Origin of the sequence: Rhizobium sp. NPDC090275 (assembly GCF_044772225.1) — a bacterium.
Classification (GTDB): Bacteria; Pseudomonadota; Alphaproteobacteria; order Rhizobiales; family Rhizobiaceae; genus Rhizobium.
In genome coordinates this window covers 705,298-731,801 of sequence record NZ_JBIVYL010000001.1, presented here as the reverse complement: position 1 = coordinate 731,801, position 26,504 = coordinate 705,298, and the positions used below count along the sequence as shown (strand labels likewise).

27 protein-coding genes and 3 tRNA genes are annotated in these 26,504 nt (G+C 60.6%); 10 read left to right on the top strand and 20 right to left on the bottom strand.

The features are described from left to right. Window positions 1-63 precede the first annotated feature (63 nt). The 7 genes from ACIQUB_RS03515 to ACIQUB_RS03485 form a co-directional block, all read right to left on the bottom strand. Window positions 64-345, bottom strand: a complete 282-nt coding sequence (locus ACIQUB_RS03515) for a DUF2160 domain-containing protein (RefSeq protein WP_037178747.1) — start codon at window positions 343-345, stop codon at window positions 64-66. Window positions 346-359: 14 nt separating this feature from the next. Beyond that, window positions 360-1,187 (bottom strand): carbohydrate ABC transporter permease, encoded by an 828-nt coding sequence (locus tag ACIQUB_RS03510; protein ID WP_113198533.1) that lies wholly within the window; start codon window positions 1,185-1,187, stop codon window positions 360-362. A 25-nt stretch (window positions 1,188-1,212) separates the two neighbouring features. Continuing rightward, window positions 1,213-2,079 carry a carbohydrate ABC transporter permease gene (locus ACIQUB_RS03505; protein ID WP_113238628.1) on the bottom strand — a complete coding sequence of 289 codons (867 nt, stop codon included), beginning with the start codon at window positions 2,077-2,079 and terminating at the stop codon, window positions 1,213-1,215. Window positions 2,080-2,082: 3 nt separating this feature from the next. Then, complete coding sequence (locus ACIQUB_RS03500; protein WP_113238627.1) at window positions 2,083-3,153, bottom strand: ABC transporter ATP-binding protein; 1,071 nt, start codon at window positions 3,151-3,153, stop codon at window positions 2,083-2,085. Between the two features lie 12 nt (window positions 3,154-3,165). Next, entirely contained in the window at window positions 3,166-4,242 is a 1,077-nt protein-coding gene (locus tag ACIQUB_RS03495) for an ABC transporter ATP-binding protein (protein WP_113238626.1), read from the bottom strand. A gap of 45 nt (window positions 4,243-4,287) precedes the next feature. Beyond that, window positions 4,288-5,805 carry a glycerol-3-phosphate dehydrogenase gene (gene glpD, locus ACIQUB_RS03490; protein ID WP_113238625.1) on the bottom strand — a complete coding sequence of 506 codons (1,518 nt, stop codon included), beginning with the start codon at window positions 5,803-5,805 and terminating at the stop codon, window positions 4,288-4,290. A 177-nt stretch (window positions 5,806-5,982) separates the two neighbouring features. Next, window positions 5,983-6,804, bottom strand: a complete 822-nt coding sequence (locus tag ACIQUB_RS03485; RefSeq protein WP_113238624.1) for a helix-turn-helix domain-containing protein — start codon at window positions 6,802-6,804, stop codon at window positions 5,983-5,985. Window positions 6,805-6,916: 112 nt separating this feature from the next. Between ACIQUB_RS03485 and ACIQUB_RS03480 the strand changes: the two genes are divergently transcribed. After that, on the top strand, window positions 6,917-8,125 hold the full coding sequence (locus tag ACIQUB_RS03480; RefSeq protein ID WP_113238623.1) for an MFS transporter: 1,209 nt from the start codon (window positions 6,917-6,919) through the stop codon (window positions 8,123-8,125). Window positions 8,126-8,580: 455 nt separating this feature from the next. On the opposite strand, the gene ACIQUB_RS03475 is transcribed toward ACIQUB_RS03480, so the two are convergent. From ACIQUB_RS03475 to ACIQUB_RS03465, 3 genes are all read right to left on the bottom strand, one after another. After that, window positions 8,581-8,657, bottom strand: a tRNA-Arg gene (locus tag ACIQUB_RS03475). Window positions 8,658-8,719: 62 nt separating this feature from the next. Next, the gene (locus ACIQUB_RS03470; protein ID WP_018900450.1) at window positions 8,720-9,025 is read right to left on the bottom strand and encodes an ETC complex I subunit; all 306 of its coding nucleotides are present in this window, start codon (window positions 9,023-9,025) and stop codon (window positions 8,720-8,722) included. A gap of 152 nt (window positions 9,026-9,177) precedes the next feature. After that, window positions 9,178-10,926 carry a phosphoethanolamine transferase gene (locus ACIQUB_RS03465; protein ID WP_402928677.1) on the bottom strand — a complete coding sequence of 583 codons (1,749 nt, stop codon included), beginning with the start codon at window positions 10,924-10,926 and terminating at the stop codon, window positions 9,178-9,180. A 94-nt stretch (window positions 10,927-11,020) separates the two neighbouring features. Between ACIQUB_RS03465 and ACIQUB_RS03460 the strand changes: the two genes are divergently transcribed. After that, a tRNA-Pro gene (locus tag ACIQUB_RS03460) sits at window positions 11,021-11,097 on the top strand. 95 nt (window positions 11,098-11,192) lie between these two features. Here ACIQUB_RS03460 and ACIQUB_RS03455 read toward each other — a convergent pair. The 4 genes from ACIQUB_RS03455 to fdhD all read right to left on the bottom strand — a co-directional run bounded on the left by ACIQUB_RS03455 (window position 11,193) and on the right by fdhD (window position 13,690). After that, window positions 11,193-11,384 carry a hypothetical protein gene (locus ACIQUB_RS03455; RefSeq protein ID WP_113238622.1) on the bottom strand — a complete coding sequence of 64 codons (192 nt, stop codon included), beginning with the start codon at window positions 11,382-11,384 and terminating at the stop codon, window positions 11,193-11,195. A gap of 483 nt (window positions 11,385-11,867) precedes the next feature. After that, entirely contained in the window at window positions 11,868-12,386 is a 519-nt protein-coding gene (locus ACIQUB_RS03450) for a DNA starvation/stationary phase protection protein (protein ID WP_113238621.1), read from the bottom strand. A 41-nt stretch (window positions 12,387-12,427) separates the two neighbouring features. Further along, window positions 12,428-12,589, bottom strand: coding sequence for a hypothetical protein (locus ACIQUB_RS03445; RefSeq protein ID WP_162737564.1), 162 nt, complete (start codon window positions 12,587-12,589; stop codon window positions 12,428-12,430). 279 nt (window positions 12,590-12,868) lie between these two features. Next, complete coding sequence (gene fdhD, locus ACIQUB_RS03440) at window positions 12,869-13,690, bottom strand: formate dehydrogenase accessory sulfurtransferase FdhD (protein WP_113239593.1); 822 nt, start codon at window positions 13,688-13,690, stop codon at window positions 12,869-12,871. Window positions 13,691-13,943: 253 nt separating this feature from the next. On the opposite strand from fdhD, the gene ACIQUB_RS03435 reads away from it, so the two are divergent. From ACIQUB_RS03435 to ACIQUB_RS03425, 3 genes are all read left to right on the top strand, one after another. Continuing rightward, window positions 13,944-15,524, top strand: coding sequence for an ATP-binding protein (locus ACIQUB_RS03435; RefSeq protein WP_402928676.1), 1,581 nt, complete (start codon window positions 13,944-13,946; stop codon window positions 15,522-15,524). 167 nt (window positions 15,525-15,691) lie between these two features. Then, on the top strand, window positions 15,692-16,066 hold the full coding sequence (locus ACIQUB_RS03430) for a response regulator (RefSeq protein ID WP_113239595.1): 375 nt from the start codon (window positions 15,692-15,694) through the stop codon (window positions 16,064-16,066). 164 nt (window positions 16,067-16,230) lie between these two features. Further along, window positions 16,231-16,914, top strand: coding sequence for a TetR family transcriptional regulator C-terminal domain-containing protein (locus tag ACIQUB_RS03425; RefSeq protein ID WP_402928675.1), 684 nt, complete (start codon window positions 16,231-16,233; stop codon window positions 16,912-16,914). 58 nt (window positions 16,915-16,972) lie between these two features. Here ACIQUB_RS03425 and msrA read toward each other — a convergent pair whose 3' ends face one another. Continuing rightward, window positions 16,973-17,485 carry a peptide-methionine (S)-S-oxide reductase MsrA gene (gene msrA / locus ACIQUB_RS03420; RefSeq protein ID WP_113239597.1) on the bottom strand — a complete coding sequence of 171 codons (513 nt, stop codon included), beginning with the start codon at window positions 17,483-17,485 and terminating at the stop codon, window positions 16,973-16,975. A 369-nt stretch (window positions 17,486-17,854) separates the two neighbouring features. Between msrA and ACIQUB_RS03415 the strand changes: the two genes are divergently transcribed. After that, window positions 17,855-18,079 carry an alkylphosphonate utilization protein gene (locus ACIQUB_RS03415; protein ID WP_113239598.1) on the top strand — a complete coding sequence of 75 codons (225 nt, stop codon included), beginning with the start codon at window positions 17,855-17,857 and terminating at the stop codon, window positions 18,077-18,079. A gap of 188 nt (window positions 18,080-18,267) precedes the next feature. On the opposite strand, the gene ACIQUB_RS03410 is transcribed toward ACIQUB_RS03415, so the two are convergent. After that, a complete protein-coding gene (locus ACIQUB_RS03410; protein ID WP_113239599.1) occupies window positions 18,268-18,747 on the bottom strand; it encodes a DUF192 domain-containing protein in 480 nt (159 codons plus the stop codon). Beyond that, the gene (locus ACIQUB_RS03405) at window positions 18,747-19,325 is read right to left on the bottom strand and encodes a cold-shock protein (protein WP_018900358.1); all 579 of its coding nucleotides are present in this window, start codon (window positions 19,323-19,325) and stop codon (window positions 18,747-18,749) included. Before ACIQUB_RS03405 ends, ACIQUB_RS03410 begins: the two co-directional genes overlap by 1 nt. A 193-nt stretch (window positions 19,326-19,518) precedes the next feature. Here ACIQUB_RS03405 and ACIQUB_RS03400 point away from each other — a divergent pair, with 193 nt between their 5' ends. From ACIQUB_RS03400 to ACIQUB_RS03385, 4 genes are all read left to right on the top strand, one after another. Continuing rightward, on the top strand, window positions 19,519-19,959 hold the full coding sequence (locus ACIQUB_RS03400; protein WP_113239600.1) for a VOC family protein: 441 nt from the start codon (window positions 19,519-19,521) through the stop codon (window positions 19,957-19,959). A gap of 155 nt (window positions 19,960-20,114) precedes the next feature. Further along, a complete protein-coding gene (locus ACIQUB_RS03395; protein WP_402928673.1) occupies window positions 20,115-21,209 on the top strand; it encodes a YcbK family protein in 1,095 nt (364 codons plus the stop codon). Window positions 21,210-21,405: 196 nt separating this feature from the next. After that, window positions 21,406-21,480: transfer RNA gene (locus ACIQUB_RS03390), tRNA-Glu, on the top strand. A gap of 272 nt (window positions 21,481-21,752) precedes the next feature. Then, window positions 21,753-22,550, top strand: coding sequence for a hypothetical protein (locus ACIQUB_RS03385; protein ID WP_113239500.1), 798 nt, complete (start codon window positions 21,753-21,755; stop codon window positions 22,548-22,550). A gap of 176 nt (window positions 22,551-22,726) precedes the next feature. On the opposite strand, the gene ACIQUB_RS03380 is transcribed toward ACIQUB_RS03385, so the two are convergent. From ACIQUB_RS03380 to ACIQUB_RS03370, 3 genes are all read right to left on the bottom strand, one after another. Next, window positions 22,727-24,058 (bottom strand): FAD-binding oxidoreductase, encoded by a 1,332-nt coding sequence (locus tag ACIQUB_RS03380; protein ID WP_113239499.1) that lies wholly within the window; start codon window positions 24,056-24,058, stop codon window positions 22,727-22,729. Window positions 24,059-24,221: 163 nt separating this feature from the next. Next, on the bottom strand, window positions 24,222-25,448 hold the full coding sequence (locus tag ACIQUB_RS03375; protein ID WP_113239498.1) for an adenylate/guanylate cyclase domain-containing protein: 1,227 nt from the start codon (window positions 25,446-25,448) through the stop codon (window positions 24,222-24,224). Between the two features lie 145 nt (window positions 25,449-25,593). Beyond that, window positions 25,594-26,358, bottom strand: coding sequence for a TIM barrel protein (locus ACIQUB_RS03370; protein WP_113239497.1), 765 nt, complete (start codon window positions 26,356-26,358; stop codon window positions 25,594-25,596). Window positions 26,359-26,504 lie beyond the last annotated feature (146 nt).

The following is a 26,504-nucleotide window of genomic DNA, read 5'->3' as shown; positions in this document are numbered from 1 at the left end:
GTTTGCGATTGCAGTCTTCACGTCAGGCGGCCAGTACCCCCGGCCATCTGTATCTCCCTGGCCTCACACGTAGCGGAACACGCCGATGGCGTAGACTACGGCAAGCCCAAGAGCCCACCACAGGTTGGGCCCGACGAGGCCCAGCCATGCGAGATGAATGAACGCTGCTCCCAGCAGCGATATGAAAAGACGGTCTCCCCGCGTGGTCTCGAACCTCAAGACCCCCACACGCGGCGAGCCGCCCGGCGCCAGATATTCCCAGATGCTCATGCCGATCAGGAGCACGAGGATCGTCAGAAAGAACAATGCGGTCGGCAGCGTCCACGCCATCCAGGAAAAGTTCATGTCTGGTCTCCCCTTTAGACGCGGCCGAGCGCGAAGCCCTTGGCGATGTAGTTGCGGACGAAATAGATGACGAGTGCGCCGGGAATGATGGTGAGCACGCCGGCCGCCGCCAGCACGCCCCAGTCCATCCCCGAGGCCGACACCGTGCGCGTCATGATCGCCGAGATCGGCTTGGCCGCGGTGGTCGTCAGCGTGCGGGCGAGCAGCAGCTCCACCCACGAGAACATGAAACAGAAGAAGGCGGCCACCCCGATCCCCGATGCCACCAGCGGCATGAAGATGCGGATGAAGAAACGCGGAAACGAGTAGCCATCGATATAGGCCGTTTCGTCTATCTCCTTCGGCACACCAGACATGAAGCCTTCAAGGATCCAGACCGCCAGCGGCACGTTGAACAGGCAGTGCGCCAGCGCGACCGCGATATGGGTGTCGATCAGACCGAATGCCGAATAGAGCTGGAAGAACGGCAGCGCGAAAACGGCGGGCGGCGCCATGCGGTTGGTGAGCAGCCAGAAGAACAGGTGCTTGTCGCCGAGAAACCGGTAGCGCGAGAACGCATAGGCCGCAGGCAACGCCGCCAGCACCGAGATCACCGTGTTCATCACCACATAGGTGATCGAGTTGATATAGCCGTTGTACCACGACGGATCGGTGAAGATGATCGTGTAGTTCCTGAGCGTCGGGTTCTGCGGCCAGAGCGAGAAGGTGCCGGTGATCTCGGCATTCTCCTTGAAGCTCATGTTGACCAGCCAGTAGATCGGCAAGAGCAGGAAGATGATGTAGACGGTCGAGACGACCCAGGAGAAGTTGCCGGCCGGCTTGTATTTCATCGTCTGTGTCATGGATTGGGCCATGGTCCTCTCCTCCTCAAGCGTTCTCGTCGCCGCTGGTCATCACAGTGTAGAAGATCCATGAGAGCAGCAGGATGATCAGGAAGTAGATGATCGACATCGCGGCCGCCGGACCGAGATCGAACTGCCCGACGGCCATCTTCACCAGATCGATCGACAGGAAAGTGGTCGAATTGCCGGGGCCGCCGCCGGTGACGACGAAGGGTTCAGTATAGATCATGAAGCTATCCATGAAGCGCAGCAGCACGGCGATCAGAAGCACGCGCTTCATCTTGGGCAGCTGGATGTAACGGAACACCGACCAGCGCGACGCGCCATCGATCTTCGCCGCCTGATAATAGGCATCCGGGATCGACACGAGACCGGCATAGCACAGCAGCACCACAAGGCTCGTCCAGTGCCAGACGTCCATGACGATGACGGTGATCCAGGCATCGACCGGATCGCGGACATAATTATAGTCGAGCCCGATCGCCTCCAGCGTATGGCCGAGCAGGCCGATATCGACGCGCCCGAACACCTGCCAGATCGTGCCGACGACGTTCCACGGAATAAGGAGCGGCAGTGCCATCAGAACGAGGCAGATCGGCACGCCGATCCCCTTCTTCGGCATGTTGAGCGCGATGAAGATGCCGAGCGGGATCTCCAGCGCCAGGATGATCAGCGAGAAGGCGAGATTGCGCTGCAAGGCCGCCCAGAAGCGGTCGGATTGCAGCGTCTGCACGAACCAGTCCGTGCCCGCCCAGAAGAACTCGTTGTTCCCGAACGTATCCTGCACCGAATAATTGACGACGGTCATCAACGGGATCACCGCCGAGAAGGCGACAAGCACCAGCACTGGCAGCACCAGAAACCAGGCCTTGTTGTTCCAGGTCTTGTTCATGGCTCAGCCCTCCCTGCCGACGCGCCAGGAATCGGCGTAGATGTTGATGGCCTTGGGATCGAAGGTGACCCGGGCTTCAGCGGGGATCTCGGCATCCTCGGTCAACACGATGGCGATCGGCTGGCCCGCGAAATCTGCCCGCACGATCTTCTGCCGCCCGATATCCTCGACCCGGTTGATGGTGACAGGCATGCCCTCGCGCCCGAGGCGGATGAACTCCGGCCGGATGCCGAGCTCGGTCTTTGCGCCCGCAGCAGCCTTCGGCGCGTAGTCGAGCGACAGGCTCTCGCTTCCCACCGTCACCCTGCTGCCATCGAGCTTTGCCGGCAGCACGTTCATGCCGGGCGAGCCGATGAAATAACCGACAAAGGTGTGGCTCGGCTTCTCGAAGAGCTCGGCCGGCGTGCCGATCTGCACGATCTCGCCCTCGTACATGACGACGACCTTGTCAGCGAAGGTCAGCGCTTCCGTCTGGTCGTGCGTGACATAGACCATGGTGAAACCGAACTGCTTGTGCAGCCGCTTCAGCTGCGAGCGCAGCACCCATTTCATATGCGGGTCGATGACCGTCAGCGGCTCGTCGAACAGGATCGCGTTGACGTCGCTGCGCACTAGTCCCCGGCCAAGCGAAATCTTCTGCTTCTGGTCGGCGGTCAGCCCCTGCGCCTTGCGCCGCGCCATGAGCGTGAGATCGATCATCTCGAGAATTTCGCGAACGCGACGATCAACCTCGGGCTCCGATACGCCGCGATTGCGCAGCGGAAAGGCCAGATTGTCGTAGACCGTCATCGTGTCGTAGATGACGGGGAACTGGAACACCTGCGCGATGTTGCGCGCCTGCGTCGCCAGATTGGTCACGTCCTTGCCGTCGAACAGGATGCGGCCATGCGACGGCTGCAGCAGGCCGGAGATGATGTTGAGCAGGGTCGTCTTCCCGCAGCCGGATGGCCCGAGCAGCGCATAGGCGCCGCCGTCGTTCCATTCGTGGTCGACTTCGCGCAGCGCGTAGTCCTTGTCCGATTGCGGGTTCGGCCCGTAGGCGTGGCGGATGTGGTCGAGCGTGATGCGTGCCATGTCCCTACCCCTTCAAGCCGTTGCGCCGGACGAGATCGCCCGGCCGCCGGTGTCGAATGCCATCAGGTGGCGGCCATCAAGAAACACGTCGATATCGGTGTCCGGATCGATGTCGTGAATGCCGTGCGCCAGCATAACCCAGCGCACACCCTCGTAATCGAGATAGACGAAGCTTTCCGAGCCGGTGATCTCCGACAGCTGCGTGCGCGCCTTGAGCCGCACCGCGCCCTGCGTCTGCGCTGCAAGCCCGAGATGATGCGGATGAAACGCCACCGTCACCGGTCCATCGGCCATGCCGGCAAGGTGCCCCGGCACCGCAAACACCGCGCGACCGTCGCGCTGGAATGTCGCGCCGGCTTTCACCACGTCGATGAAATTGAGCGGCGGATCGGCGAAGGTCTTGGCGGTGGTGAGATCACGCGGTGTCCGGTAGACCGAAATCGTTGGCCCGAACTGCGTCACCCGCCCCTCGGATAGCGTGGCCGTATTGCCGCCGAGCAGCAGTGCTTCGGATGGCTCGGTCGTCGCATAGACGAAGATGGCGCCCGATTGCGCGAATATCCTGGGCAACTCGGCGCGCAGTTCCTCGCGCAGCTTGTAGTCGAGGTTGGCAAGCGGCTCGTCCATCAGCACGAGGCTGGAGTTCTTGACCAGCGCGCGGGCAAGCGCGGTGCGCTGCTGCTGACCGCCGGAGAGATTGAGCGGCGTGCGGTCGAGATAGGGCGTCAACCGCAGCAGATCGGCGGCCTTGCGCACCTCGCGATCGATGGTGGCGGCATCCTTGCCCGATATGCGCATCGGCGAGGCGATGTTTTCGTAGACCGTAAAGGCGGGGTAGTTAATGAACTGCTGGTAGACCATCGCGACATTGCGCTTCTGCACCGGCATGCCGGTGACATCGACGCCATCGAAATGGATCGTCCCGCTGGTCGGCCGGTCGAGCCCGGCCATCAGCCGCATCAGCGACGTCTTGCCAGACAGGGTCGGCCCCAGGAGCACGTTCAGCGTGCCGCGTTCAAACGCGAGATCGGTCGCGTGGATATGCGTATCCGCACCCACCGTCTTTGCGATGTTTCGCAATTCCAGCATTCAGGTTCCCGTGCCTCCTCACAGCGGGGACCACATGCCGCTCTTTTATCCGGCCATCTGAGCCGGTAGCGCGGCCATGTACTCCTCCAAAACCGCGGCTTGCTCCTTCGTCAGGCGCAAGCCCTCCTTCGTTCTCCTCCAGAGCACGTCATCGGCATGTCTCGCCCATTCGTGCTCGATCAGGTAGCGAACCTCCACCTCATAGAGGTCGCTACCGAAACAGCGCCCGAGATCCTCGGTCCCGCGCGCCTGTCCCAAAAGCACCGCGGCCTTCGTGCCGTAGCGGCGAACGAGGCGGCGGGCATGCGTATCTATGAGAAACGGATAGCTGCCCTTCAGCTTGCGAACTTCCGCCTCGTATCCCTGCGCCGGAAAATCGCCGCCGGGCAAATGGCTCTTGGCCGTCCACGGGGCACCCTTGGCGCCGATTGCCGCGCCGATCTTCTCCAGCGCGTGTTCCGACAGCCGACGATAGGTGGTGAGCTTGCCGCCGAACACATTGAGCAACGGCGCCTGTCCGCCCTCGCCCTCCAGCTTCAGCACGTAATCGCGCGTCGCTTCCTGCGCCTTGGATGCGCCGTCGTCGAACAGCGGGCGCACAGCGGAATAGGTCCAGACGATGTCCTCGGGCCGCACCGGCTCGTTGAAATACTCGCTCGCGGCCTTGCAGAGATAGGTCGTCTCCTCGTCCGAGATCCTCACATCCCTAGGATCGGCCTTGTAGTCGCGGTCCGTGGTGCCGATCAGCGTAAAGTCCTGTTCGTAGGGGATCGCGAAGATGATGCGGTTGTCGGGGTTCTGGAAGAAGTAGGCCCTGTTATCGTTGAACTTCTTCTTCACGACGATATGGCTGCCCTGGACGAGGCGCACATGCCGCGCCTCGTTCTGCCCGAAGGCGGCGCGAATGACGTGATCGACCCAAGGACCTGCCGCATTGACCAGCATCCGCGCCTGGAAATGCCGCTTCTCGCCGGTCACCGTATCCACGGTCTCGATCGCCCAGACACCGTTCTCGCGATGCGCCGAGACGACCTTGGTGCGCGGCATGATCAGCGCGCCCTTGTCGGCCGCATCGCGCGCATTCAGCACCACCATGCGGGCATCATCGACCCAGCCGTCGGAATATTCGAACGCCTTCGAGAACAGCGACTTCAACGGCTTGCCCGCCGGATCGCGGCGCATGTCGAGCACCTTGGTCGGCGGCAGAAGCTTGCGGCCGCCGAGATGGTCGTAAAGGAACAGACCAAGCCGGATCAGCCATGCCGGCCGGATGCCGCCCTTGTGGTAGGGCAGCACGAAGCGCATCGGCCAGATGATATGCGGCGCCATCGCCCACAGGATCTCGCGCTCCATCAGCGATTCGCGCACCAAACGAAACTCGTAGTGTTCGAGATAGCGCAGACCGCCGTGAATGAGCTTGGTGGCACCGGAGGACGTGCCGGAGGCGAAATCGTTCATCTCGGCCAACGCAACGGAATAGCCGCGCCCGATCGCGTCACGCGCGATACCACAGCCGTTGATGCCGCCACCGATAACGAAAAGATCGTGAATCTGACCGCTCACGCGTCCATGCCCCCAGAAAATGCCGCAACGCAAACAAGACAACGCAATTGCGAAAGCTAAAACAGTTAAAGCGAAACTCATTCGAATGTCAAACGAATGTTTCGCACAGTTATGCCGCGCGCCGATGTCGGGCGTGTGACAAGCCCACGTGCCGGATTCTGAAGTTACTCAGCGATTTCAAATGGGATCGGCAACGCGAAAGTAAGTGCGCGGCGGCGCGCCCAGCATGCGCTTGAACATGGTGGTGAAGGCAGCCACGCTTTCATATCCGAGATCGAGGGCAACCGAGGTTACCGACTCGCCCGCCGCCAGCCGCGGAAGCGCGGTGAAGAGTGCCGCCTGCTGACGCCAGGTGGAGAGGCTGATGCCGGTCTCGCGCCGAAACGCACGGGTAAAGGCACGGCGGCTCATGTTCAGTTGCTCGGCCCAATCGTCGATCAGAAGCCGTGCGGTCGGGCTGGAAAGAAAGGCGCGACAGAGTCCTGCAAGCTTCGCATCCGCAGGAATAGGCAGTCCGAGTTGTCGGTCGGGAAGCCTTGCGATCTCCTCCAGAAGCAGCGCCACGATCAGGCGCTGCCGCCGCGAGCCGCCGACATCACTTGCCGGAGACGCCGCTTGGATGATGAGCGCGCGCGCCAAATCCGTCAGCCCGACCACGCGGACCGCTTCCGGCAGGGAAACCAGCGCGTCGGAACTTATATAGACCGAAAGCATGGTCACCTCGCCGAGCATATCGACGGAGTGATCGAGACCGGCCGGGATCCACAGCGCATGCTCCGGCGGAACCATCCACCGTCCCTGCCGCGACGACACCATGATAACTCCGGTACGCGCATATGCGAACTGCGCCCGGCTGTGCCGGTGCAACGCCACATGATGGCCGGACGGATACTTTGACGGCAGGGTAAATACCGGCTCTACGGCCGCTTCAGTCGCCGCCAACCGCTCGATGTGCCGCTCCGCCAGTCCGGCAGCCGGCGAATTTTGCGACTCTTTCATTCAGCTTGGCCCAGTTGCGAAGACATTGGACCAAAACACGAAAGCGGGACTACCGCAAGGAGACTATGCGGATAGTCAGGTTCTCAGGAGGAACATCGTGACAACAGGTACAATGACGGCGGAGAAACACTCCGCGGAACAGACGGTTTTCAGCATCATCATGGCAGTCAGCTTCTGCCATCTCTTGAACGACACGATGCAGTCGCTCATCCCAGCCCTCTATCCGATGATCAAGGAGGGCTACGGTCTCGACTTCACCCAGATCGGCCTGCTCGGCCTGGTCTTCCAGGTCACGGCCTCGCTGCTGCAGCCGCTGATCGGCATCTATACCGACAAGCGCCCGCTGCCCTATTCGCTGTCGGCGGGAATGTTCTTCACCCTGATCGGCCTGGTGCTGCTCGCCTATGCACACGCCTATTGGGTGCTGCTCGTCGGCGCCGGCGTTGTCGGCCTCGGCTCGGCGGTCTTCCATCCGGAATCCTCCCGCGTCGCCCGCCTTGCGTCGGGCGGACGCCACGGTCTGGCGCAGTCGCTGTTCCAGGTGGGCGGTAATTTCGGCTCGGCCATCGGCCCGCTGGCCGCCGCCTTCATCGTGCTGCCGCGCGGACAGACCAGCGTCGCATGGTTCTCGGTTGCGGCTCTGACGGGCATGATCATCCTGTGGCGCGTCGGTGTCTGGTACTCCAACCACCGCCGCACCAATGCCGGCCGCAAGGCCGCGGTGCCTGCCGTCGTGCTGCCGCGCGCCAAGGTGATCATGTCGATCGCGGTCCTCGCCATGCTGGTCTTCTCGAAATACGTCTACATGACCAGCCTTTCGAGCTACTACACCTTCTACATGATCGAACGCTTCCAGGTGTCGGTCCAAGAAGCGCAGATCCTGCTCTTCGTCTTCCTGGGCGCGGTCGCCATCGGCACCGTCGCCGGCGGTCCGATCGTCGATTGGTTTGGAACGAAGTTCACCATCTGGTTCTCGATCCTCGGCGCCCTGCCCTTCACGCTGGCGCTGCCCTATGCGGGCTATACCTGGACGATCGTGCTGACCTTCGTGATCGGCATCATCCTGGCCTCCGCCTTCTCGGCCATTGTCGTTTTCGCGCAGGAGCTGGTGCCCGGACGCGTCGGCATGATCGCCGGCCTGTTCTTCGGCTTCGCCTTCGGCATCGGCGGCATCGGCGCCGCGGCACTAGGCATGGTCGCGGACCGCATGGGCATCGTCTTCGTCTATCACGTCTGCTCGTACCTGCCGCTGCTCGGCCTGCTCACCGTCTTCCTGCCGGACCTCGGCAAAGGCAGGCGCCACGCAACAGCGGTGAAATAGCAGCAAAGACGCAGCACCACCAAAACCACAAAAGGCCGAAGCACCCGCTTCGGCCTTTTGTCTTTGAACGTCATACAAAGCTTTGAGCCGGCCCGAATCCGGACAATAAAAAAGGCCGGGGCAAATCCGCACCGACCTTCCTATTCGCATCTCACACCAGTGCCAGTACATCCGTGGTCAAAAGCATAAAAGCGGTACCGGCAACTGCGAGCGTTCGCTGTGTGGAACACTGACCAGCAATGCCGATGGGCCTGATATGGGAGGTCAATGTGGCGAATTCAAGTCCGGGAGGAAGATAGCTTCAGAAAGTCATCTGGTGACAGATCAAACGATCCGCCTTGCGACAATCGAATGCCGATCGAGAGTACAAACTAGAGGTGGGGTAAACCGCCTCAAAACTCTGTAAACGGCTCCAACCTCGAAGTTGGAAAATCACCGTAAGTCATTGAATTGATTGGCGACCCCTGCAGGATTCGAACCTGCGACCACCTGCTTAGAAGGCAGGTGCTCTATCCAGCTGAGCTAAGGGGCCACACTGCCGATGCACCTGGGCGCATCGAAGGCATGGGCTCTGGAAGCGATCGGTGCGTCCGATCAGTGCGTCCAAGGCTGCGTGCGCGTATAGCGGAAATTATCCGGATATGCCACCGTCTGACGCTGCGGATCTTTCGGGGCGATCACCCGGTATTCGATGCCGTTGCGCTGCGCATAGGCTTCGGCCAGTTCCTGCGTTTCGAAATTCAGCTTCACCTGCTGGCGCATGTCCGACGACGAGGTGTAGCCCATGATCGGGTCGATCGTGCGCGGCGTTTCCTGATCGAACTCCAGCACCCAGAGGTGAGTCTTTGCCTTGCCGGATTGCATGGCGGTCTTTGCTGGACGATAGATCTTGGCAGACATAGCTGCACGCCTCCGAATTATGGCTTTCGCAATCAATGGACTGCCCCCGTGCGGAGCATCTTCATCTACGATCGCACAGATAGATGAATTTTGCTTAGCGGCGAATCCCTTCCTTTTCAAGCGAAAAGCCGTGGAAGCCGCGCGCCGACGGCCTACCCCTTGGATGTCGTCTGAACCGCCTTGTCCGGCACCTTCCGGCAGCCTGAGAACAGGTCGAGCTTCGCGTCGTAGACGCTGGTTTCGACATCCATCAGCCCGAGAACACTGTGGAAGAAATTGTCGTGCGACACCGGATTGGAAGCGCTCGCCGCAAGACAGGCCGTGTCGATGCCGGAGGCCGCGCTGAAATCAGGCGACAGCCAGACGATGATCGGCGCCCGCGTCTGCTCCGCCGGCGCGATGATATAGGGAGCGCCATGGAGATAAAGCCCATTTTCGCCCAGCGATTCGCCATGGTCGGAGACATAGAGCATCGAAGCCGAAATCGTGTCCTGATGCTTCTTCAGATTGTCGATGACCTTGGCGACCACGTGATCGGTGAAAAGGATCGTGTTGTCGTAGGCATTGACGATCTCCTCAGGCTTGCAGGCACCGAACTCCGCGGTCCGGCAATCCGGCGTGAAGCGGCGGAAATCGTCCGGGTAACGCCTGTAATAAGCCGGCCCATGGCTCCCGAGCTGGTGCAGCACCAGAACGCTGTCGCTCTTCACATTCGAGAGCCAGTCGCCCAACTTGTCGAGCAGCACCGTGTCGAGGCATTCGCCATCCGTGCAGAAACGTGGGTCGGCGGCATCGGGCAGGAAGCGATAGGGAATGCGGTTGGCGACGCCATAGCTGCCGGTATCGTTGTCCCACCACTCGACGTCGACCTTCGCGTGGCCGAGAATATCCGTGAGGTTATCGGTCTCGAGCCCTTTGCGATGCGTATAGTCCGCCCGCGTATAGACGGAGTACATGCAGGGCAAGGACACCGCCGTGGAGGTGCCACAGCTCGTCGAATTCTTATAGTAGATGACGCCGCGCGCCTTCATCTCCGGATTGGTCTCGCGCGGATAGCCGCCGAGCGAAAAATTCTGCGCCCTGCCCGTCTCGCCGGCAACGATGATCGTCACCCGGGGCTTACCATTGGCGCTCGCCGTGCGCTGGTGCGCATCCGTACCGAGCGGCCGGCGCACGACGGTGCGATCGTTTTCAGTGGCGAAGACGAAGCGTGCGGCGTTTCCGATCGGGATGAACGGGTTCAGCGTGAGCATGATATCCTTGTGCAGACGCCCGACCGCGGCATAGGTCTGCGAAAAGCCGAGGCCGGCAGCGACGAAAATCGCCAGGCACGGCAGAATAACGGCCATATTGCAGGCAAACTTCTTCAGAAACGGCTTGTGAACGATCTTGACCAAGGCGATCAGAAGCGACGGCAGCACGCCTAACAGCAGAATGTGAAGCACGAAGGAAAAGGTGATCAGATGCGCCGATTCTGCCCGCGTGGTCACCGCAGCGTTGCGGATCATCTCTTTGTCGATGATCACACCGAACTGATCTGTGAACCAGGAGGATACCACCGCGACCATAAGGAAGAAGATCAGCGCCGGCTTGGTCAGGTATTTGACAGAAAATGTGGTCAGTGCAGCGATGGTGATTGCAAAAATCCCGAGCACGAAGGCGATGAACGCCATTGGCGTGGCGGCCAGATAGCCGAAAGCCCGCACCCAGAATGTCTGGTTCGCCACCGCCAGAATGTAGACCGCCGTCAGCACCGACAGCGTGACACTTCCGATCTTCGGCCGATAGCCGGCCCGCGCACTCGATGAACCCGTATTTTCCAAAATGCATCCCAATGCCAGAGCGCGCACCAGCCAAGGCTGCCACGCCAACCAGGCGGGGATGGCATTGCTTACTGACATCAACCTGAAAGCCGCGGAAAGACGATCCTTGTGAAAAGACCATTTTAGTTATTGCAGCGCATGATCGAACCGTGTATTGCGCTCCTCGTTGGCACGGAGTGTAGCGCAGTCTGGTAGCGCATCTGGTTTGGGACCAGAGGGTCGGGAGTTCGAATCTCTCCACTCCGACCATCATCACCACGCTGAAATAGCTGGTAAATTTCCCTGAAAAATCTGAGCGATGAGCATTGCAAGCTGCCTTGCGAATGTCTTTAAGCAGCGCGCCGCTATATTCGGCGCGACGGTTGTTCAAACTGCGGGAACGCGCGACCATCCGCTTTCTCGACCAGTTGAACAAAAACCAAGTCCTGACGGCGCGGCAAATCATGCGCCTGCGCGATAGTCATGATCCCGAGCGGAATCAACAAGCCATTCCTTTGAATTGACACTTCGACAAGTGGCCTGCAGTCGTTCGCCATCCCTGTGTCCTCCTTATATCTGCCCACCACAATCCTCTCGCAGGCGATCGAGCGCGGCTGATAAAGGCGCCGGAAGCGTGAATTGCCAATAGAGCCGTTCCCAAAGCAATGCATCCGGATCCATATCGAGGAGCGCCTCTAGCGGCATCGAAGGAAATGGCCGTGTCTGCCCGGATGGCGGTTTGCATGCGATGTTGTCGCGAAATGCCTGGTGGGTCATCGCGCGTCCCTTTCGTTCTGTAAGAGGAGCCTAGTACCCGGTCGGCAATCTCGAAATCCTATTGGGGTGTAGCCGCGACCATACCAAGGTATGTGCTGGCGCCATTCGATGAACGAGGCAGAGCAGCTACGGCGCATACCGGCTCTGCGGCGTCCCGGACACGCCCGCTCCGACGCCTCGACGCAAACGAATCAAAAAACCATCCCCGACCGGCAAGACCAGGGATGGTTGACGACAGTTGACGACAAGGCAATCACTTCGGCTTACGCGCCGCGCCGCGTGCTCTCGAACAGGAACCATGCGCGGCGCTCGCCTTCGTCGATCCAGTTTTCCAGAAGGCTCGTCGTTGCGACGTCGTTATGCTCGGATGTCAGTTCGTGCAGCTGGCGCATCAGGCCCACAAGCTGCTTGTTGTCGTCGCGCAGCTCGGCAAGCATATCCTCCGGCGTCACGTAATCCGCATCGTTGTCGAGCAGCCGTTGCAGGCGCCCGATGTGGCCGATGGAGCGCAGCGTCGAGCCGCCGATCTTGCGGGCGCGCTCGGCGATATCGTCGGTCATGGCGAAGATCTGCTCGCTCTGCTCGTCCAGCATCAGGTGATAATCGCGAAAGTGCGGGCCGGACATGTGCCAGTGAAAATTCTTCGTCTTCAGATAGAGCACGAACACGTCGGCAAGCAGCGCCGTGAGCGCCGCCGCGATATCGGTCGTGGCGTTCGAGGGGAGATCGGTCGGGGTGGCAAGCGCTGCACGCTGGATCCGGGATGCGGGTTGGTATGTCATGGTCGGTGTCTCCAGATGGTGGTGTGGTGAATGGGGCGGGGTCAGTGGATGGTCTGCGCTATCAGCAGGACCGGCAGGCGCGTCTCGTCGTGATCGACGGTGATCGCGATCCGCCTCGGCCGCTCCGCTTCGGGCAGCTGCGTCGACGGGCTGGTTCCGGCTTGTTTGGCTACCAGCGAGAACAGTTTCTTGAACGACGACATGGGATCGGCTCCAGTCCTGTGAATATGGCTGGAGCTTAGGCGGCCTTCTTTGGCCGGCCTATTCTATCGTCGTCTAGTCTGACCACACCTAAGTATAGTTATGGAGCGGATGGGAAGGGAGTAGCTTCCTCTCATGCCTCACGTCCCCTCCGTGAGGCGGTAGCGCCGCACGCTACCTGTCTTCGATGCCGCCCCCGCATCGAAGACGCGGATCCCTCCCCCGGATCCGCCAGAGACCGCCCCTACCCCCCGGGGCGGTCTTTCCTTTTGGGGTTAAGCTTAGAAAATCACCCGATGCGGATGCGTGAAGATTTCGAAATCCTCTCCGCGCGCAACGGCGATCATGGTGATCCCGGCCTCCTCGGCGGTGCGAATGGCATAGGCCGTCGGCGCCGAAATGGCGATCAGGATCGGGCTGCCGAGGAACCCGGCTTTCTGGATCATCTCGATCGAAAGCCGGCTGGTCACAACAACCACGCCGCTGCCGCCGGAAACGCCCGAGGCGATGACTGCACCGCAGAGCTTGTCCAGCGCGTTGTGCCGGCCGACATCCTCGCGCACCGCCACAAGCCCGCTCTCCGGCACGAAAAACCCGGCGCCATGCACCGCGCGGGTCTTGTGGTTGAGCTGCTGGTGATCGCCAAGGCTCGCCACCGCGCGCGAGACATCATCCGGCGTGATCGTCAGGCCAGACGACAACACCGGCCGAACCGTACGCACAGCCTGCTCCAGCGATTCGATACCGCAGAGCCCGCAACCGACCGGCCCCATCATGTGCCGCCGTCGCGCACGCAGCTTCTCCTCGACATCGTCGACAAGCGCGATCTGCACGTCGATGCCAACCTCGTCCTGAACGATCTCGATCGCCTCGATCTGCGAGACCGTGTCGATCAGCCCCTCGGTGAGGCTGAAGCCGACGGCGAAATCGATGAGATCAGCAGGCGTCGCCATCATCACCGCATGCGAACTGCCGCCATAGGAAAAGGCAATCGCCACCTCCTCGGGAACGCTGCGCGTCGCTGGCGCTGCAACCCCGCCCCGAAAGGCGATCGTCTGCACCGCCTCATGGCTCGCTCGGCTGTCGACGAAACTGATATTCACTCTGCTCTTCCCTGAACAACGCGGCACGACCGAATAGTGGACCGCTCCGCACGCACTATAGGCCCGGACCGGCCGGTCTGTCCTCGTCAAAGAACGGCAGCCCGCGGCACGCACCAGCCGGGTCGGCTGCGAATACGGTCAATCACCTGAAACAAAAGGCAAAATCACCTTTTGCGCAAACGACACCTATGTATAGGTTAGAATGACGGTCGCGATCGCTATCATGCGCGCCAAGGTAGATGGGGATCTTATCATGAGCGCGGAGCGAGCCGGTGTGCTGTTCAATCAACGTGGCGGCACGGGCCATCGCGTCACCGTCGCGCTGATATCAGCCTTCCTGATGGCAATCGTCTTTGCGATCGACACTTTCACCGACATCGAAGGCGCGATCGCGGTTCTTTATGTCATGGCTCTCCTGCTTGGCTCGGAAATCTTGACCCGCACCGGACTGCTTCTGACGTCGATTGTCTGCATCTTCCTGACGGTCCTCTCCTACTTCCTGACCCATGGCCCCGATCCCGACCTGCAGACCTTCATCCGTCTCGCGGTCGCGCTCGCGGCGCTTGCCATCACCATGGCGCTGCTGTTGCGAAACGATGCCTTCCGCGCCGAGCTGATCGAAAGAAACGCCGAAATCCGCGAAAGCGAAGCCCGCTACCGCTCGATCTTCGATGGCGCTCGCGTCGCGCTCTGGGAGCGGGATTATTCGCAGCTGCGCGCCTACTTGATGGAATTGAAGGCCGCCGGCGTTGCCGATTTAGAAGACCACGCGCGCCGGCATCCTGAGATCATCGACCACTGCATCGGCCTGCTGCGCACCGTTGCGGCGAACGAGGCCGCCCGAGAACTCGTAGGCACATCTGCCGACAGCGACTCGCGGGAGTCCATGGCTCATTTCATCGCGTCCGGCGACAAGACATTCCTGCATCTGATGAATGCGATGTTCACGGGCCAGCCGTATTTCGAAGGGAAAGGCAGGATCACCACCGACAGCGGCGAAATCAGGCAGGTGTTGCTGAGCATCAGTTTCCCCGAGGACACCGCCGCCTTCAACCGCGTGGTCGTCGGCATGGTCGACATCACCCAGCGCGAGATGACGGAAGCAGCACTGATCGAGGCGCGCGCTGAATTCGCCAAGGCGTCGAAGGCTGCCACCATCGGCGCCCTCTCCGCCTCGCTGGCGCATGAACTCAACCAGCCGCTCGGCGCCATCGCCGTCAACGCGCAGACGCTGCTTCGCTGGCTGGATCGCGACCCGCCTGATCTCTCAGCGATACGCCGTTCCGCCGAACGCATCATCCGCGACGGCCAGCGCGCCAGCGACATCATCCACAACACCCGCAACCTCCTCACCCAGCAGGAGAGCAAGGCCGAGTGGATCGACCTGTCGACGCTGATCGATGAAACCCGCTCGCTGGTCGAGCACGACCTGAAACGCGACGGCATCGCGGTGACCGTTCGCCCGGGCGAAGGCGTGCCGCAGGTCAAGAGCGTGCGGGTGGAGATCCAGCAGGTGATGATCAACCTGATGACCAACGCCATCCAGGCGATCAACGGCGCCAAGTGCCCTGTTCGCGAGATCATCGTCGAAATCGAGCCGACTGATGGCATGGTGGGTGTATCGGTGAGGGATAGCGGCCCGGGCATCAGCCCAGAAGGCATGGAGAGGCTGTTCACGCCCTTCTACACCACCAAGGCCGAAGGGCTTGGGATGGGCCTGTCGATCTGCCGCAGCACGCTGGAAAGCCGCGGCGGCAAGCTCGACGGCTTCAATCATCCTGACGGCGGCGCCGTGTTCAAGATGACCCTGCCAATCGAGGATCCGCATCTTTAATCGCCCGCATCCGTAACCGGTTGTGCGCTCGCCCAACGCTCGGCGGACGTGAGCAACCTAAACCCTTGTATGATACCGTTTCGTGGCGTCGGAGCGCATATTAGAGGAAACAAGCAAGCATCCGAGTCCGAAATATCAACGTACCGGAATACCCATAGGTCCCTCTCTTGCCCCACATTTCCACCATTGCAATCGTCGACGACGACCAAGCCATCCGGGAGGCGCTCGACGATCTGGTTCTGTCCTGCGGCTACCAAAGCCTTCTATTTGCCAATGCCGAGGAGTTCCTTGCCTATAAGGATCGCGCCTCGGTCGACTGCATGCTGCTCGACGTCTCCATGCCCGGTCTGAGCGGCATCGAGCTTCAAGCCGAATTGAACAAAACGGCGCCAAGGCCGCCGATCATCTTCATGACCTCCTATCGAGACGACCGAACCCGGTCGGCAGCACTCGACGGCGGCGCTTTCGCCGTTCTCGGCAAGCCTGTCGATATCAAGCACCTCCTCGCCTGTCTTGAATCGGCGCTTCAACCCCAGACCTGACGGAAGGCGCCCGCACCCACATGCGGCGACGCGACAGACCAAGGCATAACTGACCAGTTCGTCAATTTATTCCATCGCTTTTCCCGTGCGGATATGTTCGTCTATACGGTAGACAGGGGCACTCCGGGGAACACCGGGGCACGTGGAAACAAACTGGGAAAACCATGGAACGCGCAGACAAGGCGAGCAGGTCGCCCACCGCAAAACGGTCAGACGCCAAGCGAGCCGAGGCCAAACGGGCGGACGTCGGCCAGATCCGGCGCAAGAACGAGGCCGGAATCCTGCGCGCGGCGACCCTGCTCTTCTCCCGCAATGGCTTTCAGGGAGTGCGCATCGCCGAGGTGGCCGAGGAAGCGGGGCTTCCGAAAGCCAACATCTACTACTACTTCACCTCCAAGGAGGCGATCTACACCGGTATCTTGAAGAAGCTGATCGCCGGATGGGACGAAGCGCTGGAGGAGATTCGGCCGGATCGCTCGCCGCGGGAGGCGTTGGAAGCCTATGTCCGCGCCAAGATCGACTACAGCCGCCGCAACCCGGAAGAATCGCGCCTCTTTGCCGCCGAACTGCAGAGTGGCGCGCCATTCCTGTCGGAAGAGGACCGCGAGCATATGCGCGAGGCAACCGATAAGCGCGTCGCGGTGGTCGAAGACTGGATCGCGCGCGGCCTGATGAAACCGATCAATCCGCGTCACCTCTTCATCATCCTGTGGTCGTCCACACAATTCTACATCGATTCCGACAAGCTCGCCTGCGACGCGCTGCGCGTCGCTACCTTGAGCGACGCCGACTACGACGAGGCCGCATCCACGATCGTCGAAACCGTGGTTGGCAGCGTCACGGGTTGACGCCGAAACGCAAAACGCCAGATCTTTCGACCTGGCGCTATGAAGCAGAGGCTTTCTCTTAAGCTGCGGAAGATTGCCGCTTCGGCAGCTTCCAGCCTGGACGCACGAAGTGGCAGGTATAGCCATTCGGAATCCGCTCCAGATAGTCCTGATGCTCCGGCTCGGCCTCCCAGAAATCGCTGACAGGGGCGAGTTCGGTCACCACCTTGCCCGGCCACAGGCCGGATGCGTCGACATCGGCGATCGTGTCTTCCGCGACTCGCTTCTGCTCATCGTTCTCGTAGAAGATGGCCGAACGGTAGCTGGGGCCGAGATCGTTGCCCTGGCGATTGGGCGTGGACGGATCGTGGATCTGGAAGAAGAATTCCAGAATGTCGCGATAGCTGGTTTTCGCGGGATCGAAGAGAATTTCGATCGCCTCGGCGTGGTTGCCGTGATTGCGATAGGTCGCGTTGGCAACCTCGCCGCCGGTGTAGCCCACGCGCGTCGTCTCGACACCTGGCATGCGCCTGATCAGATCCTGCATCCCCCAGAAACAACCGCCTGCAAGCACTGCGCGTTCGATAGTCATCGAATATCTCCATTCCCTGAGGTTCGTTACGGAATTCATCGGGCGGCAGTCCCGGATGTCTCCACCCATCCTGCCTGAGCCGCCTGTAAAGGCAACTCGCCGCGTGCCCTACAGATAGGGATTCGGCGTCATCTTTGCCAGTGCAACATGATCGGCGCGCTCATATCAGCAGCGGGACAATCAGCGACCGCTGATGAGAGACAATATCCAACCAATTGATTTTACTTTGACGGCTCCAGCCTCTAGGGAAGCATCATTGGCAGCGTGGCGCAGGCTCGATAACCCAACGTGATGTGCATCACGTAACGGGAACCGCAGGCGCGCCATACCCTTCATATCCAACAAGCAATTTTGAAAAGCGAGATCAAAATGACCGACGAACCAATTGTAAGAGACAGCAACGGCGCCGAGCTTCACGACGGCGATTCCGTCACGCTCATCAAGGACCTGAAGGTCAAGGGCACATCGGAAACCATCAAGCGCGGAACGCTGGTGAAGAACATCCGCCTCAACGGAAACCCCGGTGAAGTGGAATGCAACACCAAGCAGGTCAAAGGCCTGGTGCTGAAGACGGAGTTCCTCAAAAAGGCGTAGGCAGCAGAGATATGTGTGCCAGATCGCGACGTTTGATGCAGATCAATGTCGCGATGGCGCGCCGCGCTATTGTAGCGACATGAGCTTCATGCACGTCGCTCATAGCCGTACAACTTGGCTCGTCCTGGCGATACCGCGGGACGAGCCTTTTTTATGCAGGAACCGAAGAACCGGGAGCCGATCTGGGGCTATTTGTACTTCGTGATCGTCGGGCTGGTGACGCGGTCGCCCGCCTTTAGGCCGAGCTTGGCCGCAGCACCCGCATTGAGCTCAATCACGTACTTCACCGGGCTCACCGAATCGATGATATCGCGGGAATACGGCACCGCGTTCTGCTTGATGCCGCGAACGATACCAGCCCGATCGACGAACAGCATGTCGAGCGGCAAGACCGTGTTTTCCATCCACATTTGCACCCGCTTCGACGCGCCGAAATCGAAGATCATGCCCGCGTCGGCGGGCATTTCCTGACGGTACATCAGCCCGCGCTGACGTTGTTCGTTGGTATCGGCGATCTCGACGGTAAAGTTGTACTTCTGTCCTGCCGTCGTCTCGATGACCAGCGGCTCCTTGTCGAACTTGACGACGGACTGGGCGAATGCCGGCAGCGCCAGCATGAAAAAAAGCGCCAAAAAGGCGCTTCTGATCCGGTGCGAAACCATGTTCATCAGTGCGCCCGGCTCACGGGGGTCGGCGCATCCGGATGGATTTCAGCGGCCATCAGTCCCTTGTCGCCATCGCCGAAGCGAACGAGCACAACCTGGCCGGGACGAAGCTCGGTAAGCCCGAAGCGACGCAGCGTCTCCATATGCACGAAAATATCCTCTGTCCCCTCGCCGCGCGTCAGGAAGCCGAAGCCCTTGGTGCGGTTGAACCACTTGACCAGCGCGCGCTCCAGACCGCTGGTCGCCGTGACCTGCACATGCGTGCGCACCGGCGGCAGCTGCGACGGATGAACCGCCGTCGACTGGTCCATGGAGAGGATCTTGAAAGCCTGATATCCGCGATCGCGGCGCTGGATGAGCGCGACGATGCGCGTGCCTTCGAGGATGGTCTGGTAACCGTCGCGGCGAAGGCAGGTCACGTGCAGAAGCACATCCTGCATGCCGTTGTCGGGAACGATGAAACCGAAGCCTTTCGCGACGTCGAACCACTTCACGACACCGGTGATTTCGATGAGGTCGACCGCATCACCCGCGAGTTGTTCGAGGTCGGTGAATTCCGTCGATGAAATCCTGTCAGCCATTTCGCCAGCCCCTCAATACGCGTCACACTGTTACGGTTAACTGATTCTTGAGATCAAGATTAACATGTTGGTAACGGATTAGCGCAAGCCCTACTTTTCGTTTATTCGCAGCTGCCAATCTTACCCCCTAGTCTTGCCTGAACCTGACGTTCCGCCACATAAGAGGCGCGCCAGCATTTAGAGAGGAAACAGAATGCGTTATCTCCACACCATGGTCCGCGTGAAGGATCTGGATGCATCGCTCCATTTCTACGCGACCCTCTTCGGGCTCGAAGAAACGCGCCGCGTCGACAACGAGAAGTGCCGCTTCACCCTCGTGTTCCTGGCAGCACCCGGCGACAAGGCCGACGCCACCGCCAAGGGCGCTCCCTGCCTGGAACTCACCTATAACTGGGATCCCGAGGACTACACCGGAGGCCGCAACTTCGGTCACCTCGCCTATGAGGTCGACGACATCTACGCGACCTGCCAGAAGCTGATGGACAACGGCATCACCATCAACCGCCCGCCGCGCGACGGACACATGGCCTTCGTGCGCTCTCCTGACGGCATCTCGATCGAGATTCTGCAGAAGGGCGGCAGCCTGGAAGCGGCCGAGCCATGGGCATCGATGGGCAACACCGGCGCCTGGTAAGCCGAGGCTTTTGCGAGGCTTGCGGCTTTTTCGATTTCCGGCCACTGCGTCCGGATCGTCCTTGCCGCACAACTTCGCTGCGGGCACTCTCCGGATGACTCGAGGGGAAACGTGCGTTTTGCACGCCCCTCGCCTTCATTTTGGAGAATGCTCGCTTGCTCGCTGTTGAAAAGCGCACGCCTATCAAGGCGGCACTTCTGATCGCCGCCTCCGCTTGGGCGCTGTCGGGCTGCGTGTCCGACAAGCCCGCCGTCGATGCGCTCGCATCCGCCGCCGCCGAACCCGCGCCAGCGCAAGATCAGCAGACGGCCGCAAACACTGCCCCAACAGCAGCGACCGCCCAACAGGCCGGCTATCGCGACCCCAGGATGACCAACGTCTCTGGGATGACGAATGTTTACGGGATGACCAATGCCCCCGGCGCGCAAGCCGCCAATCTGGCACAAGCGCCCGGCCAGCCTGTATCGGCAGCGCCGGAAGCCATGGCCCCCGCCAATATCGGCGGCCTGGCCATGCAATCGACAGGCATCAACGCTCAGGCGATGAGCATCTTCTCGGTCAAGCCGAAGGTCCAGAACAACCCGACCTCGACCACATTGCAGCCCTCGACCGGCGTCGGCGCAACGCGCTCCAGCGTCTATTCGAGCCAGCTCCCGGTCGAGGAAGCGCCGCAGCCGCAATCACTGCAGCCGCAGCAATCCTCGCAGAACACCAGCACCAGGGTCGATCCGGTGCAGACCGCCTCGCTGGCGACAAGCTCTCTGCCCGGCCAGAGCATGAATGCGCTCTATGCAGCGCCGAAGCAGAACCTCCTCACCAGCCTCTCCGGCCTTATCAAGAAGGCGTCACTCCCCGGCATGACCCGCGTCGCGCCGAACGGATTGCATCTGCAGAACGACAAGGTCGAGGTCGGCTGCTTCAAGCCGAACCTTCTCAAGGTGATCAAGACGGTCGAGACTCATTTCGGCAAGCCCGTGATCGTCACGTCGGGTTACCGCGATCCCGAACACAACCGCATGGTCGGCGGCGCCGAGGAATCGATGCACATGAGCTGCGATGCAGCCGACATCCAGATCGACGGCGTCTCCAAATGGGATATCGCCAGCTATATCAGGTCGCTTCCCGACCGCGGTGGCGTCGGCACCTACTGCCACACCGATTCCATCCATCTCGACACCGGCCGCAACCGCGACTGGAACTGGGGCTGCGGCGGCCGACAGCCATCCGCTACCGTGGCGCGCGCGCTCTGATATCAAGCTTATTCCACTCATCGCCGTCCGCTGCCTTCCCCGCAACGGACGGCGTTCGTGTTTAGACGTTTGATTTCAAGGCAATACGCGCCTTTTTCCACACGCTGACATTTCTTGTCATTTTTTTGCAAAAAATCACTTCTTGCCGCTTGCGGGAATCCAAGTGCCTGATTATAAGGGCGCCACCACGAAGGAAGCGCCCTTCGTCTATCGGTTAGGACACCAGATTTTCATTCTGGGAAGAGGGGTTCGACTCCCCTAGGGCGTGCCACTTCTCTACAAAGATCGAGCTTTTTCAGTGCTTATAGAGCGGTTTCTGCCAACCGTTGTTGGCGGTTAGCAGATTTTTGTTTTCCGAACGTTCTCATGATGCGCCTTTCCACTTTTTAATAGCGCCAACTGACAGCTTCTTCTTGTCGATACCGGCGGCGCTGAAATCGTTTAAAACTAGTGCATGTAAGCGCTCAAAGCCGATGCAACTATTGCAGTAATCGATCGCCCAGATAACATCATCCCGATTGCAGACGGGGGTGATATATTAGCGTGAAGATATTCGAAAAAATACAATGGGAGCGAGCGACGCTCTTTATCGTCGGATTGGCGTTTCTGGCGTTCGCGCTCATAAAGATCAACGGGGGAGATCTCGCCACCGCCAGCGGTTCCGCACTCATTGGGTTGCTTTGCCTAGCATTCTCCAACCTCGCCCGTTTCAAGAAGTTTAAAGGGCTGGGATTTGAGGCCGAGCTTTGGGAAGAAAAGCAACAGGAAGCTGCCGATCTCATCGATCTTTTCAAAACCTACACCGACGAAATTGTCATGGGCAGCGTGATGAGTGGGCGGCTAGGTGGCAACGGTTCGGATTGGTCTTCGCGCTGGAAACTTTTCAATAGTCTCACGGGCCGCAAGCCAGTTGCGGGGGTCACGTTTGACTTCAGCGACCTACGCAAACGCGTTGAAGACGTGTTTCTTTTCGACATGAGTGCCAAATTCGGAGAGGCAATCCGAACGCCTCTTAACGAAGGCAGGCAAGCTGCCGCAAAAATCATACACGAAGAATTCGGCGGCGCGATTTCTGACGTGGATGCCTACACTGCTCGTGTGAAGCAGAATGATGTACCTACGTGGTTCGACAACCCCTTTGAGATTTCCAAGACCGACAACTTGGCCCGGAGAATGCTTGAATTGGCGGAGCAGTCGAGCGCAGCTCTGCAGACACATTTCGGCGTAACCGTCACGTTTGATACCGACAAGATGGCCCGCTTGAGAAGGATCGCGCAGATCGCCGACAACCGTCCAGTCACGGTGACGGACGAGTTGATCGAATGGGCCGACATGCGTTGATCATCGGATTTGCGATTTACTTTCAAATCAACTGATCCTCATTTCGTATCACAGCTCTGATCGCTTTGGACCATTTGCGATAGGGCATGCTCGACAGCCGCCAAGCGTTTCTCCAGCTCGTCACCATGCCAGACCGTAGCAGATTGCGGCCGCTTCCTGGCTCCGTTGATCTGCAATCATACCCCACTAATCAACTCGATCTTCGACCCATCGCTGAACCGCGACAGCCGGAACGCCTTGGGATCGACGATCGGCGCCCTGCCCGTCACGATGTCGGCCATCAGCCGCCCGGCGGCCGGCGCGATGCCGAAGCCGTGGCCGGAAAAGCCGGTTGCGATGTGAAAGCCCGGAATGGCCTCGACGTCGGAGATAACAGGCACCGCATCAGGCGTCACGTCGATATAGCCCGCCCAGCGCTGCGCGATCTCGGCCTTCTCGAAAACAGGAAACGCGGCTTTCAAATCAGCCAGCGCCTTGTCCTGCTTGCGCCTGGATGGGACGGGATCTAGCACCCTGTTATATTCGAAAGGGCTTGCCTCATCGAGCGACCACTGGCGCGGAATGCGGGCCTCGTCGAGGAAGCGCAGGCCGAGCCGGAAGGAGAGCGCCTTCCACTCCGAGCGCAGCGCCGGCAGAAAATCCATGGCGTGGCGAAACGACGCCGGCACGATATCGACGATATTGTCGTAGCCCGATGCCACCGTATACCCGCCGTCCTGCCGCTTGCGGATGGCAAAGTCGTTGGCCCAGATCGTCTGCTCCGGCCCGCCCTTGAGCGGCTTCGTTCTCAGAACGCTGTTCATCACCTTCAGCTGCGGAAGATCGATCCCGAAGCGGCCTGAAAACAGGCTGGACCATGCCCCACCGGCGAGCACCACGGCTTGGCAGGCGATCGGCCCGCGTTCCGTCACCACGCCGCAGACAGCGCCCGCCGCCAGTTCGATCCCGCGCACCGCGCATGCGGTGAGGATGGTGGCGCCCTTGTCGCGCGCGGCCTCGGCAATCGCGGGGGCCGCCTTCTGCGGCTCGGCGCGGCCGTCGGCGGGTGTGTAGAGCGCGCCGGCCATGGGTAGCTTCGAGCCGGGAAAGAGATCGCCGAACTCTCGGGCGCTGAGCATCCTAGTGTCGATCTGATAATCCTGGAGATTGGCGCGCCAACGGTCGTGATCCGACAGCTCCTTCCCGTTGGCGCAGGTAAAGATGATGCCGGCGCGCTTGAAGCCGGTATCGCGGCCCGTGCGAGCGTCGAGATTGTCCCAGATGCGCAGCGCTTCGGCCATCAGCGGCACCTCGCGCGGATCGCGCATCGAGATGCGCACCCACCCCCAGTTGCGGCTGGACTGCTCCTGCCCGATGCCGCCCTTCTCGCACAACACGACCTTCAGCCCGCGCTCGGCGAGTTCGAGCGCCGTCGAGCACCCGACGATCCCGCCGCCGATCACCACGACATCGCAGGCATCGGGAAGCGTTTCATCGCCGTGAACGGGAACGACATAGGGACCGGGCATAGAGGATCTCGCGGATGGTGGTTGTTTCACGAGATGGTCTAGCGCCCGCGACACCCGCTAGAAACAGCAAAACCGCCACAAGCGCGAATTTGCCGCGGATAAGAACAACTTGCGACGATCGCGCGGCGCATCGTGGTTGCCCGCGACCGCCAAAGCTATCAGGCTACTTCAACGGAAACGCAAACACGTCGACCGGTTCGCCAAGCCCGCGCAGCGGAAACGCGCCGAGGCTATCCATCTCGTCTTCCTGGCCCGCCATCTCCACAAACGCACGGGACAGAAGCACCGGCCGCTTGATCTCCTTCGTCAGGCTCTCCAGCCGCGAAGCGACATTCACCGCCGGGCCGATCACGGTAAAATCGAGCCGCCGGCGCGATCCGATATTGCCGTACATCACCTCTCCGACGTGCACGCCGATGCCATAGCGAAGAACCTCGCGCCCCTTGCGCTTGTTCTCGGCGTTCAGCTCGACCATCGACGCCTCGGCGGTCTTGATCGCCTGCAACAGGTTTTCGCAGGCCTGAGGATTGCTGAGCGGGAAGATCGCCAGCATGCCGTCGCCCATGAATTTCAGGATTTCGCCGCCATGCTTCTCGATCGGCTCCGACATCGCGTCGAAATAGCCGTTGAGGAGCTCGATCACGTCGTCGCGCGGCCAGTGATCGGAAATCGTGGTGAAATCGCGAAGATCGCAGATGAGGATCGCCGCTTCCACCGTGGCGCCGCTGCCGCGCGTGGTCGCCCCAGCCAGGATCTGCTCGCTGGCATGCGGGCCGACATAGGTCTGCAACAGCGTGCGCGCCATGATGTTCTTCAGCCGGATCTCTGTCACCAGCGTCAGCGCCGGCAGCAGGTCCTTCAGATAATCGACATGCTCTTCCAGGAAGCCACCGGGACGATCGCTCGCAAAGGTCACGATGTGCCGCTTGCCGAGTGTGTGCTCCATTGGCCAGGCGATATACTCGGTCACGCCCTCGCGCTTGAGATCGTCATAGAATTCCGCATGCCCGTCGCCGGGGCGAAGAGACTCGATATCCTTGCGCACCTCGCTGGCACCGCTGAAGATCTCGTTGACTGGGCTTCGCAGGAACTGCGGCGTGTTTTCGATGCCGTAGTCGAAGGTGGTGATCTTCGCCTCGGTCATCCCAGTCTGCCAGAGAATGCGCGCGCCCAGCCATTGCGGATGATGCGTCCTGAAATGCATCGTGGCGCGGCTGACGGGAATGCCCTCGTCGCGCAGCCGGTCGCAGAGTTGGACCAGAAGATTGTCGATATAGCGCTCGTTGCGTGTCTCGTTGACCAGCCAGTCGAGGCTGGCCGTCCTCTGTCTCGGCCACTGGCCAACGCTCGGCTCTGAAGGCTGTGGAGCCGGGTTTGATTGGAATTGCATCGCCCTACACTCCGCGAGATCCCGCGGCCTTCTCAACATCAAAACAAAAAATCATTCCTACGCCAGCTAAATGGGGTGGCCGGTCGTGGAATGGAATGCCTTATCGGCAACAGCTGGCGGAAAAAGTTTCGGCGAGCCCGATCGATCAACCAAGCAGCCGCCGTGTCTGCTCGATGGTTTGCGCGCTTGGCTGTGTTGGCCGATACTCCAGTCCTATCGCGCCGCGATAACCTTGAGCGACGAGCCAGTCCACGCGCGCCTTCAGGTCGATCGATCCGCTCCCCGGCTCGTTGCGGCCGGGATGATCGGCGATATGAACGTGAAAGATCTTGTCGATATCGCCGCCGATCACTGTGGCCGTATCCTCGCCCATGACGGCGGAGTGGTAGATGTCGTAGATGATCCCGATCTCCGCCCTGCCCGTCTCCTTGACGATATCGAGCCCTTCCCGCGTCGATTCCAGAAAGTAGCCGACATGGTCGATCAGCGTGTTCAAAGGCTCCACGCCGAGGCGAACGCCGCTGTCATCAAGCACCTCGCCGGCACAGCTGAGCGTTTCGGTGAGTGCTGCCCGCTGCTCCTCGCGGGTCTTACCGGCCAGATCGTCTCCGGCTTGCGCGATCAGCGTCCTGGCACCAAGCCGCCGCGCGACCTCGATCGTCCGCTTCAGCCCCTCGAGAAACGCCGCCTGGTTCGCGCGGTCCGTAAGCGGGATCATCGGCTCGGCCACGAAGCTGGCAAGTTCGATGCCGGTCTCGTTCAAGGCCCATTCGATGCTGCCGACATCCTTGTTGGTCCACCGCCAGAACTCGACGGCCTCAACGCCATGGCGGTGCGCCAGCCTGATCCGATCGGCAAAGGTCTCGGCTTCATCGGCAAAAAGCCATTCGATACAGGCAGAAAGCTTCATGACATCTCACTTCGTTTCAGCAAGGCAGACGGTGCGATCCAAGCAATTTCCAAGGACTGTAAGCGCGCCGCACCATCCGCGCCAGCATTAGACTTGCCGCCGCAATATTACAAACCACAGCGATAGTTTTCATGCAAAATACACGC

Excerpts from the sequence above, each read along its gene's own strand:
- ACIQUB_RS03370 (WP_113239497.1), bottom strand. The coding sequence starts at position 26,358 with ATGAAGCTTTCTGCCTGTATCGAATGGCTTTTTGCCGATGAAGCCGAG.
- ACIQUB_RS03495 (WP_113238626.1), bottom strand. The coding sequence starts at position 4,242 with ATGCTGGAATTGCGAAACATCGCAAAGACGGTGGGTGCGGATACGCAT.
- ACIQUB_RS03400 (WP_113239600.1), top strand. The coding sequence starts at position 19,519 with ATGCGTTATCTCCACACCATGGTCCGCGTGAAGGATCTGGATGCATCG.
- ACIQUB_RS03375 (WP_113239498.1), bottom strand. The coding sequence starts at position 25,448 with ATGCAATTCCAATCAAACCCGGCTCCACAGCCTTCAGAGCCGAGCGTT.
- ACIQUB_RS03465 (WP_402928677.1), bottom strand. The coding sequence starts at position 10,926 with ATGTCAGTAAGCAATGCCATCCCCGCCTGGTTGGCGTGGCAGCCTTGG.
- ACIQUB_RS03515 (WP_037178747.1), bottom strand. The coding sequence starts at position 345 with ATGAACTTTTCCTGGATGGCGTGGACGCTGCCGACCGCATTGTTCTTT.
- ACIQUB_RS03405 (WP_018900358.1), bottom strand. The coding sequence starts at position 19,325 with ATGGCTGACAGGATTTCATCGACGGAATTCACCGACCTCGAACAACTC.
- ACIQUB_RS03380 (WP_113239499.1), bottom strand. The coding sequence starts at position 24,058 with ATGCCCGGTCCCTATGTCGTTCCCGTTCACGGCGATGAAACGCTTCCC.
- ACIQUB_RS03485 (WP_113238624.1), bottom strand. The coding sequence starts at position 6,804 with ATGAAAGAGTCGCAAAATTCGCCGGCTGCCGGACTGGCGGAGCGGCAC.
- ACIQUB_RS03480 (WP_113238623.1), top strand. The coding sequence starts at position 6,917 with ATGACGGCGGAGAAACACTCCGCGGAACAGACGGTTTTCAGCATCATC.
- ACIQUB_RS03445 (WP_162737564.1), bottom strand. The coding sequence starts at position 12,589 with ATGTCGTCGTTCAAGAAACTGTTCTCGCTGGTAGCCAAACAAGCCGGA.
- ACIQUB_RS03435 (WP_402928676.1), top strand. The coding sequence starts at position 13,944 with ATGAGCGCGGAGCGAGCCGGTGTGCTGTTCAATCAACGTGGCGGCACG.
- msrA (WP_113239597.1), bottom strand. The coding sequence starts at position 17,485 with ATGACTATCGAACGCGCAGTGCTTGCAGGCGGTTGTTTCTGGGGGATG.
- ACIQUB_RS03505 (WP_113238628.1), bottom strand. The coding sequence starts at position 2,079 with ATGAACAAGACCTGGAACAACAAGGCCTGGTTTCTGGTGCTGCCAGTG.
- ACIQUB_RS03450 (WP_113238621.1), bottom strand. The coding sequence starts at position 12,386 with ATGACATACCAACCCGCATCCCGGATCCAGCGTGCAGCGCTTGCCACC.
- ACIQUB_RS03470 (WP_018900450.1), bottom strand. The coding sequence starts at position 9,025 with ATGTCTGCCAAGATCTATCGTCCAGCAAAGACCGCCATGCAATCCGGC.
- ACIQUB_RS03500 (WP_113238627.1), bottom strand. The coding sequence starts at position 3,153 with ATGGCACGCATCACGCTCGACCACATCCGCCACGCCTACGGGCCGAAC.
- ACIQUB_RS03415 (WP_113239598.1), top strand. The coding sequence starts at position 17,855 with ATGACCGACGAACCAATTGTAAGAGACAGCAACGGCGCCGAGCTTCAC.
- ACIQUB_RS03425 (WP_402928675.1), top strand. The coding sequence starts at position 16,231 with ATGGAACGCGCAGACAAGGCGAGCAGGTCGCCCACCGCAAAACGGTCA.
- ACIQUB_RS03410 (WP_113239599.1), bottom strand. The coding sequence starts at position 18,747 with ATGAACATGGTTTCGCACCGGATCAGAAGCGCCTTTTTGGCGCTTTTT.
- ACIQUB_RS03510 (WP_113198533.1), bottom strand. The coding sequence starts at position 1,187 with ATGACACAGACGATGAAATACAAGCCGGCCGGCAACTTCTCCTGGGTC.
- ACIQUB_RS03455 (WP_113238622.1), bottom strand. The coding sequence starts at position 11,384 with ATGGCGAACGACTGCAGGCCACTTGTCGAAGTGTCAATTCAAAGGAAT.